Origin of the sequence: Snodgrassella sp. W6238H11 (assembly GCF_016100525.1) — a bacterium.
Classification (GTDB): Bacteria; Pseudomonadota; Gammaproteobacteria; order Burkholderiales; family Neisseriaceae; genus Snodgrassella; species Snodgrassella alvi.
Map to the genome: position 1 here is coordinate 83,518 of NZ_JACFSH010000001.1, position 15,246 is coordinate 98,763.

General features: G+C 40.9%; 14 protein-coding genes and 2 tRNA genes. 4 read left to right on the forward strand and 12 right to left on the reverse strand.

The window, feature by feature from the left end; translation table 11 throughout:
• Positions 1-227 precede the first annotated feature (227 nt).
• The 3 genes from surE to H3V00_RS00415 all read left to right on the forward strand — a co-directional run bounded on the left by surE (position 228) and on the right by H3V00_RS00415 (position 3,152).
• Positions 228-980, forward strand: coding sequence for a 5'/3'-nucleotidase SurE (gene surE, locus H3V00_RS00405; RefSeq protein WP_037393579.1), 753 nt, complete (start codon positions 228-230; stop codon positions 978-980).
• On the forward strand, positions 974-1,651 hold the full coding sequence (locus H3V00_RS00410) for a protein-L-isoaspartate(D-aspartate) O-methyltransferase (protein WP_037393534.1): 678 nt from the start codon (positions 974-976) through the stop codon (positions 1,649-1,651). Before surE ends, H3V00_RS00410 begins: the two co-directional genes overlap by 7 nt.
• A gap of 457 nt (positions 1,652-2,108) precedes the next feature.
• A complete protein-coding gene (locus H3V00_RS00415) occupies positions 2,109-3,152 on the forward strand; it encodes a zinc-dependent alcohol dehydrogenase family protein (protein ID WP_198206705.1) in 1,044 nt (347 codons plus the stop codon).
• Between the two features lie 73 nt (positions 3,153-3,225).
• Here the strand turns inward: H3V00_RS00415 and H3V00_RS00420 are convergent, their stop codons facing one another.
• The 12 genes from H3V00_RS00420 to tsaB form a co-directional block, all read right to left on the reverse strand.
• Positions 3,226-4,236 carry an aldo/keto reductase gene (locus H3V00_RS00420; RefSeq protein ID WP_198206704.1) on the reverse strand — a complete coding sequence of 337 codons (1,011 nt, stop codon included), beginning with the start codon at positions 4,234-4,236 and terminating at the stop codon, positions 3,226-3,228.
• 191 nt (positions 4,237-4,427) lie between these two features.
• Positions 4,428-5,396: a LysR family transcriptional regulator gene (locus H3V00_RS00425; RefSeq protein WP_084553962.1), complete on the reverse strand. Its 969-nt coding sequence runs from the start codon at positions 5,394-5,396 to the stop codon at positions 4,428-4,430.
• A gap of 737 nt (positions 5,397-6,133) precedes the next feature.
• A complete protein-coding gene (locus H3V00_RS00430) occupies positions 6,134-6,625 on the reverse strand; it encodes an MFS transporter (RefSeq protein WP_198206703.1) in 492 nt (163 codons plus the stop codon).
• Positions 6,626-7,165: an MFS transporter gene (locus H3V00_RS00435; protein ID WP_198206702.1), complete on the reverse strand. Its 540-nt coding sequence runs from the start codon at positions 7,163-7,165 to the stop codon at positions 6,626-6,628.
• 426 nt (positions 7,166-7,591) lie between these two features.
• Positions 7,592-8,392, reverse strand: a complete 801-nt coding sequence (locus H3V00_RS00440) for an ABC transporter permease subunit (protein WP_198206701.1) — start codon at positions 8,390-8,392, stop codon at positions 7,592-7,594.
• Positions 8,389-9,333 carry an ABC transporter ATP-binding protein gene (locus H3V00_RS00445; protein WP_084551808.1) on the reverse strand — a complete coding sequence of 315 codons (945 nt, stop codon included), beginning with the start codon at positions 9,331-9,333 and terminating at the stop codon, positions 8,389-8,391. Before H3V00_RS00445 ends, H3V00_RS00440 begins: the two co-directional genes overlap by 4 nt.
• A gap of 460 nt (positions 9,334-9,793) precedes the next feature.
• Positions 9,794-9,870: transfer RNA gene (locus H3V00_RS00450), tRNA-Asp, on the reverse strand.
• 32 nt (positions 9,871-9,902) lie between these two features.
• Positions 9,903-9,978, reverse strand: a tRNA-Val gene (locus H3V00_RS00455).
• A 65-nt stretch (positions 9,979-10,043) separates the two neighbouring features.
• The gene (locus H3V00_RS00460; protein WP_198206756.1) at positions 10,044-12,017 is read right to left on the reverse strand and encodes a monovalent cation:proton antiporter family protein; all 1,974 of its coding nucleotides are present in this window, start codon (positions 12,015-12,017) and stop codon (positions 10,044-10,046) included.
• Between the two features lie 99 nt (positions 12,018-12,116).
• Positions 12,117-12,983, reverse strand: a complete 867-nt coding sequence (locus H3V00_RS00465; protein WP_198206700.1) for a uracil-DNA glycosylase family protein — start codon at positions 12,981-12,983, stop codon at positions 12,117-12,119.
• A complete protein-coding gene (rimI, locus tag H3V00_RS00470) occupies positions 12,977-13,408 on the reverse strand; it encodes a ribosomal protein S18-alanine N-acetyltransferase (protein WP_025330267.1) in 432 nt (143 codons plus the stop codon). The genes H3V00_RS00465 and rimI overlap by 7 nt, the downstream gene beginning before the upstream one ends.
• Positions 13,405-14,088, reverse strand: a complete 684-nt coding sequence (gene tsaB / locus H3V00_RS00475; protein WP_198206699.1) for a tRNA (adenosine(37)-N6)-threonylcarbamoyltransferase complex dimerization subunit type 1 TsaB — start codon at positions 14,086-14,088, stop codon at positions 13,405-13,407. The genes rimI and tsaB overlap by 4 nt, the downstream gene beginning before the upstream one ends.
• Before the next feature lie 261 nt (positions 14,089-14,349).
• On the opposite strand from tsaB, the gene gluQRS reads away from it, so the two are divergent.
• The gene (gluQRS, locus tag H3V00_RS00480) at positions 14,350-15,243 is read left to right on the forward strand and encodes a tRNA glutamyl-Q(34) synthetase GluQRS (RefSeq protein ID WP_198206755.1); all 894 of its coding nucleotides are present in this window, start codon (positions 14,350-14,352) and stop codon (positions 15,241-15,243) included.
• The last annotated feature ends 3 nt before the right edge of the window (positions 15,244-15,246 follow it).

The window sequence follows — 15,246 nt, forward strand, 5'->3', positions numbered from 1 at the left end:
AAAATTTGAGAGTGAATATCAGCATATTTTCATATAGCAGATAGTAAATCAATGAAATTATCAGTCATTATCGGAAATAATGGTTTTTTATTCATTTAAAATAAAAGTTTGTTCTGAGATTTACACGCTTAATCTTTAATCTGACTGGCTGCTCACGGCCGGATAAAAAGTGTAAAGAGCAGCAGCGTTAGCAGAATAAAGGTTTTAAAGTTTTAAATTGGATGGTTATGAAAATTTTAATTTGTAATGATGACGGTTATTTATCAGATGGGATCGCTTTACTGGCACAGGTAGCATCTAAATTTGCTGAAATAAGAGTTGTTGCTCCAGAAAGTGATCAGAGCGGCGTAAGCAATTCATTTACTCTGAACCGGCCTCTGTCGATTAAAAAAGCCGCAAACGGTTTTTATTATGTTAATGGCACGCCAACCGACTGTATCCATGTAGCTATGCATACCATGACTGACTTTAAACCTGATTTGGTTTTGTCCGGTATTAATCATGGTGCCAATATGGGTGATGATGTGCTGTATTCCGGTACAGTGGCTGCGGCTACTGAAGCTTTTCTGATGGGCATACCTGCACTGGCATTTTCAATTAATGATCGCAGCGGTGAGTATTGGGCAACGGCAGAAAAAGCCGTCATGACTATTCTGGAAAAAGTATGTGTACAGCCGCCGGCTGAACCGGTTTTATGGAATGTTAATATTCCGGCTGTAAAAGCAGAATCAGTGCAGGGCTATCGTGTGGCTAAACTGGGGCGCCGACACCATGACCAGTGTATCGTGCCGTATAGCAGTCCTCGCGGCGAAACCCTGTATTGGATTGGTGGCGTAGGTGCCGCTGATACTCGCTGGCAGGAAACCGATTTTAGTGATAACGAAGCAGGTTTTATTACCATTACGCCATTATCGCTGGACTTAACTAATTATCAGCAAATGGGTGCAGTCAGTACATTTTTACACGACATACAATGGTGACAGAAGTGGGACAGGGCGTAAGCTGGACCGGATATGAATTCCGGCGTGCACGAATGGTAGAGCGGCTGAAACAGATGGGTATTACCCGTGCTGAAGTATTGTCTGCTATGTCTGCTGTGCCGAGGCATGTATTCGTTGAAGAGGCTTTGCGTTCTCATGCTTATGATGATATGTCTCTGCCGCTGGGTTTAGGGCAAACTATTTCCCAGCCATATACGGTCGCAGTCATGACGCAGTTATTGTTTGCCAGACGGCCAATACAAAATAATCTGCGGATACTGGAAATCGGTACCGGTTGCGGTTATCAGACAGCTATTTTACAGGCACTGGGTTTACGTGAAATTTACTCAATAGAGCGTTTGCGTCCGTTACATGAGCGTGCCAAACAGAATTTACGTGCAGTACGTTTACTGGCTCATGCACGGCTGGTCTGTGGAGATGGTTATCTGGGTTTGCCGCAGGAAGCACCTTTTGATGGCATTATACTGACAGCTGCACCGAAAGAGGTGCCTTTGCCTTTATTACAGCAACTTTCAATTGGCGGGCGTATGGTTTTACCTTTGGATGAAGGCGGGGTACAGTTTTTATGGGTAATCGACAAAACTGCTGAAGGTTTTCAGGAAACCTGTGTGCAACAGACTTTATTTGTACCATTGGTAAATGATAATTAAACCAAAGGCATTCTGTCATTTTATTTTGCCGGTTTACATAATCACTTGAATCCAGGCATAGATACAATGCCTGTCAAACTGACTGATCACCTTTGCTGTCAGAAGAGCCTGAAAGAGTAAGCGGGATCACAGTATCAAATAACTGAACACCATTAAATGTATAAAAAATAGCTATCGTTATGAAATAACGAATAAATAATATGGGTTATGACGAAACCGACTGCTAATGTGCATTGCTTGCTGAAAAACTCTGTAAATAGCGTAAAATAATCTTGTCTTAGTATTTTTTAATGAAAAAATTAATGATGGCAAAGAGTTATTGCTAAACAATACAGAAAAAGCCGGAAAAATTCTTTGGCTCCTTCCGGCTTAATCTGAATAGTACTGATTCACTATGTTATATACAGTGATTTGGCTGTCAGAAACAGGTAAATCACAGTAATCTGGGAAAATAACTATGAAAGTAGCAGTATTCGTTGAACCCGGAAAAGTAGCTATACGGGAAATGGAAAAGCCGGTTATTCAGAAACCTACTGATGCCATTATCCGCATTATTCGTGCTTGTGTTTGCGGTTCTGATTTATGGTGGTATCGCGGAATCAGTACCTGTGAGCCGGAACGAATTGTCGGCCATGAAGCTATTGGTGTTGTTGAAGCTACCGGCAGCGCAGTAACTCATGTCCGTAATGGTGATTTTGTTATTGTACCGTTTACACATGGTTGTGGTCATTGTGCTGCCTGTAAAGCAGGTTTTGATGGTAATTGTCAGAATAAAGAAGATGAGCGCAACGGTGGGTATCAGGGTGAATATCTGCGCTTTACTAATGCAGACTGGGCTTTGGTGAAAATTCCCGGTCAGCCGCAGGATTATTCAGATGCTGTTTTAAATTCGTTACTTACTTTGGCCGATGTTATGGCTACTGGTTATCATGCTGCTGCCAGTGCTGAAGTAAAGTCAGGAGATACGGTAGTGGTGATGGGTGATGGAGCGGTAGGGCTGTGCGGAGTCATCGCGGCGAAACTGCGCGGCGCTGAACGAATTATTGCAATGAGCCGCCATCCTGACCGGGCAAAACTGGCAGAGGAGTTCGGAGCAACTGATATTGTGCCTGAGCGTGGCGATGAAGCGACAGAAAAAGTGTTGTCGCTTACCCGGCAGGCTGGTGCTGATGCAGTATTGGAATGTGTGGGAACTCAGCAATCACTGCAAACAGCAGTTGCTGTAGCCCGCCCCGGAGCAATTGTTGGTTGTGTTGGTATACAGCATGATACAGAAATTAAAACCAGCGATGTTTTCTGGCGGAATATCGGATTACGCGGCGGTATTGCCAGTGTCACCACTTATGATAAAAATTTATTACTGCAAGCTGTGTTAAATGAAGAAATTCAGCCGGGGAAAGTATTTACCCATCGGTTTGATTTAACCGATATTCAGGCTGCCTATCAGGCTATGGATCAGCGTCAGGCGATTAAATCATTAGTTATTGTCAGCCATGAATAATAGATAACTCCCGCAGCTTAACAAGCTGCGGGAGTTATCTGTATGAACAGCAACGCTTATTCTATCGATCTGATCAGAAAATTCCTTTCATACCTTCCGGTGTATAGCGTTCTCCCTGAATATTGATATGATTTTTCAGCTCATTCAATGTCTGAATATCTGCTGTATCCAGTTTTAACTGGCAAGCCTGATTATTTTCATTCAGGTATTTTTCACTTTTGGTTCCCGGTATCGGTACAATATGTTCCCATTGAGCGAGCAGCCAGGCCAGTGCGATTTGACCCATAGTGCAATTATATTTAACAGTCATGGGTTCTAATGCCTGAAGCAAACGTTTGTTATGTTCCAGATTATCATCCTGAAAACGCGGGTTGGTACGGCGGAAATCATTTTCAGCCAATTCATTTTTATTCTGAATTTTACCGGTCAGAAAACCGCGCCCGAGAGGTGAGTAGGGTACAAGACCGATATTCAATTCTTTTAGTAATGGCAGCACTGAATCATCTTCTATATGACGTGTCCATAGCGAATATTCTGTTTGCACCACATCAACCGGATGAACTGCATGGGCACGCTGCAAAACAGGGACAGAAACTTCACATAAACCGACATGGGCTATTTTCCCTGCCTGTACCAGTTCTGCCAGAGTCTGCATCGTATCTTCAATTGCAGCATTAGGATCTAAACGATGGATATAAAATAAATCGATCTGCTCAATGCCGAGTCTGGCCAGAGAGTCATCGCAGCATTGTTTAATATATTCAGGGCGATTATTAATGTTGCGGTTATAACCGGAAGTATTGTTTCTATCAATACCGCATTTGGTTGCGATAGTAAGCTGTGCCCGTACTGAAGCAGGCAGAGTTTTCAGTACTGAACCGATCAGTTTTTCGTTTTCACCACGACCATACATATCTGCTGTGTCAATCAGCGTAACACCGCTATCAATAACCTTGTGCATCATTGTGCTGGCATGTGCTGTATCTATATCACCATAAAATTCGCTCAGACCCATTGCTCCATAGCCCATTGCAGATACGGTAATGTTTTGTCCAAGTTTTCGTTGTGGTAAAGAATGGCTCATTATTTTCTATCCTCAGATTAGTTATATCTGAAACGCTTAATCAAATAATGCTTTTATTCGACTGCGGTCAGATAATTGTTAATTACTGATAGTGATAGTAATTAATTAACCTTGCTAAGAGAAATATAAAATCATTGATATAAAAAATATATCAATGATTTGAGTTTCTGAACCTTCCGGAAATATACATGTCACAATGGTGTATTAACTGAATTATGGTGCTTAAAATACTCAATAATGGTTTGTGTCACAGTATTTTCAGCCTGCTGATGCCAGAGCAGATGTATATCGATTGATAGTTGCTGTTCATATTCAGTAGTTAATTTTTTATATACCACTCCCGGGATATGTGCCTGTGCCATAGAAGCCGGAAGTAATAACATGCCTCTGCCCATGGCAATTTCCATCAGCATGGTTAAGAAATTAGGTAATTTCGGTTGTAAAACCAGAGAAGCAGTTAAGTTGCTGATGACTTTTTGCAGTTGATCATACAATCCCGGATTCTGGTACCGTTTACACCAGTACAGAGGTAAGTCTGTTACTGTATTTAAATCTATTTCATCCCGTGAACAGGCAGGGTGGTTTTCAGGTAAGGCCAGTACCAGTTTTTCCTGATAGACTAATAAACTATTTGCCTGATCATTATTTTTTTTATAATCTGAAATAATAACCAGATCAATATTGCTTTTATTAAATTCAGCTAATAGCTCTTTTGAAGAGTAGTCTTGCTGCAAAAGATCGATGTTTGGCTGGAATTTATTAATAAATTCGCTGAATAGCGGAATAAAATTAAAACCCAGAATTTTAGTTATGCCAACAGTTATTCTGTCTGTCGAATAATTATTAACATTGGTTATGGCCAGAGATAAGCCTTCCAGCCAGTTTCTGGCTTTGTCTCTGAATTGTCTTCCCTGTTCAGTAAGCATGACATAGCGGGTATTACGTACTAATAAAGTAGTTTGCAGCTTTTCTTCCAGCTCTTTGATTTGCATTGATAACGGAGGCTGACTAATACCCAGTCTGCTGGCAGCTTTGCGAAAATTGCCTTCTTCACATACTGCCAGAAAATATTGCAATTGTCGGACTGTTGGCAGATGTCGGCTGTAAATGGCGGAGTTATCGAGATTATGTTCTGTCTGAGCAGGTAATTGATTATACATATTTCCCCTGATTCATTGTTGTGCATCCGTTCGCAATTAAACTGTATAAGCGACAATATTTTCGTCAATCAGACTGGAAAAGCACATCATGCGAATGTTCAATGGAAATGATTTAAAAAAATCAAATCTAAAATTAAATTATCTGCAGGTAATTATTGATATCGTCGGGAATCATAACAGAAAAGATATAGTTAATGTTAGTATGAAAGTTAACGAGAAAATATTAATTAAATCTATAGAAACTAATAATGAGAGAAATAATACCAAATAATCTGGTGTAACAATCGTATGGAAAACTAAATATATGGTTTATAGATATCGGCTAAGCTGATTATCAATTATGCATTGGCTGGATCAGCAGAAAACAGATATTGTTGAAAATAAGTTGTGTCAGTTTCGCTTATGAATTCGTTTAGCTATTTTATTTAATAACAGAATCTCAAATATTGTCTGCAAATATGGATTTAGGTGTTTATGTATGATGTCAAAGAAAGTCTCTTTTTCACCGTTGGCGTTTACTTTAATTATTGAATTATTTGACTAATCTGTTACGTACATAAGCTCTGCGCTATCAAAGGCAATTGCTGTCGGAGTATTGAGCCCGGAACTGATCATTTTAAATTTTCCACACTTAATCATCAATAAATCAGCAAAATATAAATATCAAGAATGATAATAATCTTTTTTTCATAACGAGTTTCCTTATCAGTAAATTCCTGTATTTTTATTATTTATGATTATTTATGATTATTGTTAATAAGTTGAATACCAACTAACGCTAAGATCAGATTTAACGTTGATAACAGAACACAAATGGCAATTACTCCACTCCAGGTCATGTTTTGATAAACTATACCTAATAGATAAGTGCCAATACTGCCTCCTGCCAAACACGAAAGTAAATATAAAGACGAAATCGCACCGCGCGAATTAATTGGCACAATTTTATTAAGCATGGCTATAACTAATGGCTGAATGCCAAATACAAATAAAAACAAAGCAAAAATCCCGAATCCGATAACATACATTGCTGAGCTATAACCAATAGTCACAACCGATATACATACAGCTAGCAAACAGATGATTAAGAGAGACCGTTCTTTGATAATCTGTGATAATTTACCAGTAATTATGGTGCCAATAACCGCACTCAGACCGGCAAAATTAAGCCAGCCTAAAGTTGTTGCAGACAAATAAAAAGGTGAACTTTTCAAATAAAAAGTAAGCAATTAAGATAATCCTAAATAAACAAAAAATAGTAAAAAGCCGACTAATAAAAAAATAACTACCGTTTTATCAAGTAATAATTTAATTGCCGCTAAATAAGTACCCCGTGCACTATTAGCTGAAGGTTGGATTATTGAGCGTTTTATACTGTAAGGGACAAAAAAACATGTTGCAGTTATCAAACCTGCATAAATAATAAATGCAACTTGCCAAGACCAAAGATCGGTCAGCATTGCGACTATACTTCGACTAAAAATCATGCCCACAATAGAAGCTGAAATCATCATTCCCGTTGCTTGTGGTAACTTATGGTTAGGCGTGTTTTTAGCTGTATAAGCGAATAATGCCGCAGGAACAGCAGCAGCAAAAAAACCGATTAATGACATGGTGACCAAATACAACGTAAAAGAATCAACAATCACCGATAAAAATAAACAACAAACAGTTCCAATACTACCGACCAAAACTAACAACTTTGTCCGAAAGCGGGCCATAAATAAAAAAAGAAATGGCATAAAAAAAGCAAGATAAGCTGAATACATTTCTCGCTGCTAAAATATCGATATGATAGCTTTGAGAGATCTCTTGAAAAATAAGTTGGCTGATATAAACCGACCCGACTAACAGCATGATTAATAATGCTGATAACATTAAATTCGGTTTTGTCTGTACAAGATTTTCTTTAGACTTTGCTTCCATGAACAAAATCCCGATTAGCGAGTGATTGAGTTCAAGACAGGTTAACTAACAAAAAAAGAATTGAGAAATATATAATTTGTTATACGAAATTCGTATTGTAGAAAAAACAAGATAAACCAATGTAAAAAGCAAAGACCTCAATCATACTAATCTGATTGAGGTAGATAAATTGCAAAATAGCATAAAGGTCAGACTGAAAATATCAGTTAAATTGTTGAATTATTAAATAATATTTTGAAGCCTGACCTTTAAAATTTTAGTGTTAACAGTTAGTTGGATAATGAAATATCACGCCGTCTGAATATCAATGTGGCTATCAGGAAAAAAATCAATGCATAGACAATATTGGCTGCCAAGGTAATAAAAAATTCACTCTGGACAGGTTTTTCAACTGCATCCGCCATTAATTTAATCAAATAACTGTTTACATTTAATGGATTTAATTTGTATATCCATCCGTCTTCAGGTAAATGAAGATAAAAAAAGTTGATTATTTCCCAAAGATTATCAGCAAAGAAATAATACACAATACAGCTTCCGGTTACGAGTGCACTGCTGTTAAATACAGAAGAAAGCATCAGAGCAAAAGCAGTAAAAAATATTGTAATGGCTAATATGAATATGCTGTGTATTCCAGTGTACTTTAATATGATGCTAATTTCCGGCATTTGGTGAATTGTCAGTATATGTAATAATAGAGAAACGATTACAGATATAATCAGAAAAACAGGCATTAATATAGTAATCGCTGCAATTTTAGCCAGTAATATTTTGTAACGCTGATAAGGACGGGTCAGAATAAATTTAATTGTTCCTTTGGATATTTCAGAACTTAGAATATTAGATGAATAGATAATAGAGATAAAATTAATAAAACTGTAACAAATAGCGATACTAATTAAAAAGACTTGGTTACTATCATTTTTAGAAATTGAATGTGATGTATGAGTGGCCACAAAATGCATAGTGCTGAAATAAATAATTAGTGTCAATAATAATATTAGGGGTATGATAATGACACTTCGGGTGTTTTTAAGGTATTTACGCCATTCATTAATTAGTAATTTCATTTGTTGACCTTTTGTTGATTATCGTTTTTTATGCTTTGCAGAAAAGAATCTTCCAGAGAGTAATGAGTCAGCTTCAAACCAATTAAGGGAATATCATGTTGAACAAGAAGTCTGGCAATTTCTGCACGCGGATCGTGGTCAGTTGAATCAGTTGCAATTTCAAGATTATTGAGCTGACGGGTAACCTGATACCCGTTGTTCAGCAGAATTTTTTCTGCCGGTGCTAAATCTCCGTCTACTTCGATATGAATAATGTTATTGGATTTACCCAGAAAATCACTCATTGTTCCCGCATAGACCTGTCTGCCCTGATTAACGATAAAAATATCATTAACAATTTCCTGAAGCTCGGAAAGCAGGTGGCTGGAAATAATAATGCTGTTTCCATGCTGAACAAAATTTTTCATCAATGTACGAAAATCTTTCATTCCTTCCGGATCAAGACCATTCATGGGTTCATCCAGAATTAATACTTTAGGCTGATGAATAGTTGCGTTTGCGACGCCTAATCTTTGGCGCATACCCAGAGAATAGCCTTTGACTTTTTGGTGTTCTGCACCTTTAAGCCCGGTTCTGGTTAATGTTTGCATTAAATCATCTTTACTGATTGACTGACGGCTCATATCAGCAAAAATTTGCAGATTATTGAAACCGGACATGTAATTATAGAATTCCGGATTTTCAATGATGGTACCAAGATTAAAAGCTGCTTTTTCAAAGTCTTTTTGTATATTGTGTCCACAGATTTTAATGTCTCCGGAAGTGGGAAACATCAGACCTGTGAGTATTTTCAGCATAGTGGTTTTGCCGGCACCATTGGGGCCTAAAAAGCCCATAATCCGACCGGGTGCAATCTTGAAAGAAATGTTATCCAGAATCTTCCTGTTTTTAATCTTTTTGCTAACATTTTTAACTTCAATGAGATAATTGATTTTTCCCACTCTAAACCTTTCTTGTTCAGGGAGTTAAATTTATTGATTTTGTCGATGTTATATGAGTAAAGCAATACCTGTCTTTATGGTATACGGAATTTTTATTTTCCTTATTTATAATAATGTATTATACATAATTTAACAATATTAAAATGTCTGGTTTATTGGTGGTTTATTCAGCTGGACATGCTGAATATAAGTTGAGTGTTGCTTTTGAATCTTTTTTATATAATGAATCAGATAAATAGCTAAGCAGAAAAAATCTGACTGAAATAATTTTTGCTGTAATCGAAATTATCTACCAGAAAAATTCTGGGAATGATGTATAAATGGTCTGATTAAAGGATATCTGTTCTATAAGGATTATGTATTTGAATATTCGGGTTTGACGTAATAGGTTGTCTGAAAAATGTTTGTATATAATGAATAATAAAAAAGCACAGCTTATGCTGTGCTTTTTTATTCAATTTGGCGCGGCGGACGGGGCTCGAACCCGCGACCCCCGGCGTGACAGGCCGGTACTCTAACCAACTGAGCTACCACCGCGCAAGTTTTATGCAACGCATAAAACAGAAAACTGGTGGGTGATGACGGAGTCGAACCGCCGACATTCTGCTTGTAAGGCAGACGCTCTACCAACTGAGCTAATCACCCCTGCTTGGGAAAGACGCTATTAAACCAGATATGCCGTTCGCTGGCAAGTACTAGTGATGAAAAAATTAGTTCGTTCCCTGTAGTGACCAGTTTTCAAAAAGAATTACTTTGTCTCTGGGGCCGAGTACAACCAGAGTATCTGCATTTTTAAAACGGAATTCAGAGTCAAATTTGCGTAATTGATGAGCATTGCGGCGTACTGAGAGCAGTTTTACTTTCAATTTGTCCAGCGGAAGGTCGTCTACACTTTTACCTACCAGAAAAGCATCTGGCGGCAGAGTGAAAGCCTGACGGAAATAATGGATATTCTCATCAGAGACGGTGTCATCGCTGCCGGCAAATAAACCTTCAAGTGCCTGATAACGATTTTGACGAATACGCTGCATGATTTGATAGACTTCATCAAACGGTTTGCCTGAGCTTAATAATGCCTGACTGGCGAGTGTAAGGCTGGATTCTTTCTCATCAGAAACGATATCGTCTGCACCCATATTGGTTAGCACAGGAATGTTGTCGTCGTTGGTAACGCGCACGATTACCGGCATGGTAGGGGCAATCAGCATAATATTATTGAGAATATGCTTGGCCTCTGTCATGTTGTTGATGGTAATCAGTACGGTATTGGCACGTTTTAATCCGGCTGCCTGTAATACTTCCTGCCGTTTGGCATCACCGAATGTGACCGGTTCTCCGGCAGCTTTGGCTGTGGCAACCCGTTCAGCATCCAGATCAATGGCATAGTAGGGTGTATCCTCCTGTTGCAGGATACGGGCAATGCTCTGACCGCAGCGGCCGAAACCGATAATGAGAATATGGTCAGATTTGCTCATGGTATCTACCAGTATGCTCTGTAAATCAACTGCCTGTTCGTCCCAGCTGCGTTTAACCAGCAGTTTATTGATTTTATCTGCACTTCGCATAATAAATGGTGCCAGTATCATGGAAAGCAGGATGGCGGCAATGGCTGCTTGTTGCAGCTCAAGAGAAATGAGTTTTAATGCGCCGCTAATGGCCAGCATAACAAAGCCGAATTCGCCGCCCTGTGCGAGATACAAAGCTGTTTTAATGCTGTCGCCGGTATTTTCTTTCATGTAGCGGCTAATGCCAAATAGTACCGCTGCTTTCAGAATAACCAGCAGTGCTCCCAGTATCAGTATCATTAACCAGCTTGATTGTAAAACTTGTATATTCAGTTTCATGCCGATGGTAATGAAGAAGAAGCCGAGCAGTATGTCCCGGAAGGGGCGAATGTCATCTTCTACCTGATAGCGGTATTCGGTTTCTGATATCAGCATACCGGCAACAAAGGCGCCCAGTGCCAGTGACAGACCGGCCAGCTGAGTAAGATAAGCAACTCCGAGAGTGACCAGCAAAACGTTAATCATGAAGAGTTCGCTGGATTTGGTGCGGGCAATCAGACGGAACCACATAGGCATGATTTTACTGCCGACCACCAGCAGCAGACCTAAGGCAAGTGCCATGGTAAGCAGGGCTTTGCCCATTTGCAGGATCAGACCGTCACTGCTGTGAGCCAGAGCAGGGAATAAAATCATCAATGGAACGACGGCAATATCCTGCATCAGCAGTACGCCCATAATCATGTGGCCGTAATGCTGTCCCAGTTCGTTTTTTTCTACCATAATGCGGCTGACAATAGCCGTAGAAGACATAGTCATGGCTGCGGCAAGGGTAAACGCCCATGTCAGCTGAATACGCATAGCTGCAAACAGGATAAAAAGTATCAACAGGGTAAGTGCGACCTGTAATCCGCCTAAACCAAGCACCAGCCTGCGCATGGCTTTAAGTTTGCCGATGGAAAACTCAAGCCCGATGCTGAACATAAGAAAAGTAATGCCGATTTCTCCGATAAATTCGGTGGCATGACTCTGATTAATTAAATGCAGCCAGCCAGGACCGGCTATGAAGCCAACTACCAGGTAGCCTAGCATGGCGGGAATGTGTAAACGTCGGCAGATGATAGAGGCCAAAACGGCCACCAAAAGAATCATCACGACAGGGCCAAGAGAAATATGCATAATATATTGATTTTATTTAATTAAAATTTTATTATCATATTTTAACATAGATGTTTTGGCTTGTGCGGACTTATACCTTATAAAGATACATTTTTTAACAGATTATTGTAAGAAATTGCGCAATTGTTTAAGTGCTGTCCATGCATTGGCTTTTAAATGGCTTTGACGCAATAATCGTGCAGGGTGGGGCGATATTACGTAAGGAATATTGTGCAGATTCTGTGCCAGTATTGTCTGGTCGAGCTGGCTGAATATCTGCCCGAGCAGCAGAATAGCCTGAGGCCGGATATGTTCGATCTGAGCACTCAGATAAGGCAAACAGGCTTGCAGATGCTCATCAGTAATACGCAGGCTGACATTAGGCGCACACTTCACCTGACTGGTAAAAAAAACTTCTTCAGCAGTAATATTGATGGCTGCCAGCATATTGCTGAGTAATTTGCCGACTTCTCCGCTGAAAAGCTGCCTGCTGCTGTCGTCCGGCGGTGCAGGATTAGAGCTGATAACCAGAAGCCGTGCATTGCTTGCACCATATCCCGGCAGTGGGGTGCAGCGCTCCTGATGCAAATTGCAGCGGGTGCATGCGGTCAATGTTGCCGGAATGGATTCGAAGCTGATATTTAATTTATCACTTGTGGTAATGTGGCTGATTTTGCTCGTGTTATCTTCTTTGGTAATCTGTGTTACAGATTCAGTTGCCGGCTGATTGATAATTTGCCGAAGTGCGTCACGATGCCGGCTGGCTGGCCGAATTGCAGTAATATCAGCTGGTGAGGTCTGGTGAGAAGTTCTCACTGGTTGTGGACGGACAGAACTGTCCGGAGCAGAATGCGCAACAGGCCGGGTATCGTTTTTTACTGGCGTATTTGTTTCGGTAATCTCGGAAGGTATCAGATAAGCAGTTTGTGATAACCACATGGGGCCGAGACCCAGTGCTTCGTGCAGATAAAGATAGCGGCTGTCTAGCATGGTTTTTCCATTAATACAGCATCATCACCATTCTGGTAATAATTTTTACGTATGCCACAGGATACAAAACCATTGTTCGTATACAGTTGCAGTGCACCGGAATTGCCGGCACGCACTTCAAGCAATATCCGGTTCAGATGCTGTTGCTTTGCATGCTGGAATAAATGTTCCAGTAATTGTTGTGCATAACCCTGCCGTCTGAAATCAGGATGGGTGTCAAGCAAATGAATTTCGGCTTCCCCCGGCAGTTTTTGCCAGACCAGCATGCTGACAATTCCATGCACAGGCAGGTCGATTACCCATACAGGCTGTGGTGCATAAACGGTATTGGCCAGTTGTGTTGCTGACCATGGCGCCGGATTACACTGTTTTTCAAGCTCATGCAGAGCGGCGACATCAGCGAGAGTGGCGGCACGGATATTCATGCTATCTGACTCGCAGTTCGTCTGGCAGCCTGTTCGGCAGCTGTCAGAGCAATTTTATTGCGGACATAATGCAGGCTGGCATGAGCAGCATCAGTTGCTTTGTAACGACCGGATAAGGCCAGTTGCACATACTTCTGAGCTCCGGGCATAAGATTCTGCCCTGATACGGGTAAATTGATATTCAGCCCGTAAGCATTACCGATACCTGTAGCCTGATGCTGACCGGCCGGCAGACAGATGCTTTCGGCAGTACCCACCAGATAATCACTCAGACGTTTATGATTATGGGTGTCATACCATGCATAGAATAGTTCGTTCATACGTGCGTCTGTTGCGGCCAGTACGCAAGGCTGATCCGGTGCAAGAGCAGCTACAGCATCCAGACAGGGAATGCCAATCAGTGGCAGACTGAATGGCAATGCTAAACCAGTAGCTACACCCAGACCAATGCGTAATCCGGTGAAAGCACCGGGGCCTTGTGCGTAAATGATGGCATCCAGCTGAGACAGTATCAGTCCGGATTCTGCCAGTAACTGCTGTATACGCGGTAATATCAGTTCAGACTGTTTTGCACTGGCTGCTTCGCAGATGCTGTCAGTATGTCCGTTGTGATGCAGTCCCAGTGACAGATAACTGGTGCTGGTATCGATTACAAGCAGACGTGAATCATTGCTAATCATGATGTGTTAATGTATTCGGATAAATTGAATTATACCGTTTTATGCCTTTATTTTTTAGGTTAAATATTGTGCCAGAGTAAAGTTATAGGTAAGGGTAATAAATGCTATTTTTGGGTAATTTTTTGATAAATAATTGTTTATATTCTAGATTTAGTGATTAATTATCACGGCTGGTTTGTACTTTTTCGGGTGTGATGTTAAGTTATATTAGCTGTGCCGGCTGTGAAATTGAATTAAGAATGGAAGTTGTTTGTGGATGAGTTGTATGTAGGGCGTTTTGCCCCCAGCCCTACCGGTTTGTTGCATATTGGTTCGCTGCTTACTGCGGTAGCTTCTTATCTGGATGCGCGCAGCCGGCAGGGACGCTGGCTGGTGCGGATGGAAGATCTGGATCCACCACGTGAAATGCCGGGTGCGGCAGCAGCTATTTTATCTGCACTGGAAGCTTTTGAACTGTACTGGGATGGTGAAGTTGTTTATCAGAGCAAGCGTCATCACCTTTATGCTGCGGCTTTGGCGCAGTTAAAGGCGCAAGGACTGGTGTATCCATGCTTTTGCAGCCGAAAAACGATACAGGCTGAAGCACAGGGCATGGGTACGGATGGTTTTATTTATGGCGGACATTGTGCATCTTTGAATGCAGATATGTCTGTCTGTTCAGAGAAAATGCCGGCATGGCGTTTGCGAACTGGTACAGATATAACCGGTTTTACGGATGCAATACAAGGTTATAAGCAACAGTGTTTATCCAGAGATGTGGGCGATTTTGTTTTGTTGCGGGCAGATGGTTTCTGGGCTTATCAACTGGCGGTCGTAGTTGATGATGCGGATCAGGGAATCAATCATGTAGTACGCGGTCAGGATTTGTTATTATCTACCCCCCGTCAGATTTATTTACAGCAGTTACTGGGTTTTTCACAGCCGGCTTATGCTCATTTACCGTTGCTGACTAATACGCTGGGACAAAAATGGTCAAAACAGACGCAGGCACCTGCATTAGATTTGCGCCGGCGTGAAACTTTACTGCGGCAGGTTCTCACTTATCTCGGGCAGCCGCAGGCACCAGAGGTGGATAGTCTGTCTGATTTGCTGAGCTGGGCGGTGCAGCACTGGCAGCTTAAGCGTGTTTCACCACAGGCAATTGCAACAAATTAATGC

Bases quoted from the DNA above. Each gene is read 5' to 3' on its own strand.
- surE (WP_037393579.1), top strand. From the start codon at position 228: ATGAAAATTTTAATTTGTAATGATGACGGTTATTTATCAGATGGGATC.
- H3V00_RS00410 (WP_037393534.1), top strand. From the start codon at position 974: ATGGTGACAGAAGTGGGACAGGGCGTAAGCTGGACCGGATATGAATTC.
- H3V00_RS00415 (WP_198206705.1), top strand. From the start codon at position 2,109: ATGAAAGTAGCAGTATTCGTTGAACCCGGAAAAGTAGCTATACGGGAA.
- H3V00_RS00420 (WP_198206704.1), bottom strand. From the start codon at position 4,236: ATGAGCCATTCTTTACCACAACGAAAACTTGGACAAAACATTACCGTA.
- H3V00_RS00425 (WP_084553962.1), bottom strand. From the start codon at position 5,396: ATGTATAATCAATTACCTGCTCAGACAGAACATAATCTCGATAACTCC.
- H3V00_RS00435 (WP_198206702.1), bottom strand. From the start codon at position 7,165: ATGTATTCAGCTTATCTTGCTTTTTTTATGCCATTTCTTTTTTTATTT.
- H3V00_RS00440 (WP_198206701.1), bottom strand. From the start codon at position 8,392: ATGAAATTACTAATTAATGAATGGCGTAAATACCTTAAAAACACCCGA.
- H3V00_RS00465 (WP_198206700.1), bottom strand. From the start codon at position 12,983: ATGCTAGACAGCCGCTATCTTTATCTGCACGAAGCACTGGGTCTCGGC.
- rimI (WP_025330267.1), bottom strand. From the start codon at position 13,408: ATGAATATCCGTGCCGCCACTCTCGCTGATGTCGCCGCTCTGCATGAG.
- tsaB (WP_198206699.1), bottom strand. From the start codon at position 14,088: ATGATTAGCAATGATTCACGTCTGCTTGTAATCGATACCAGCACCAGT.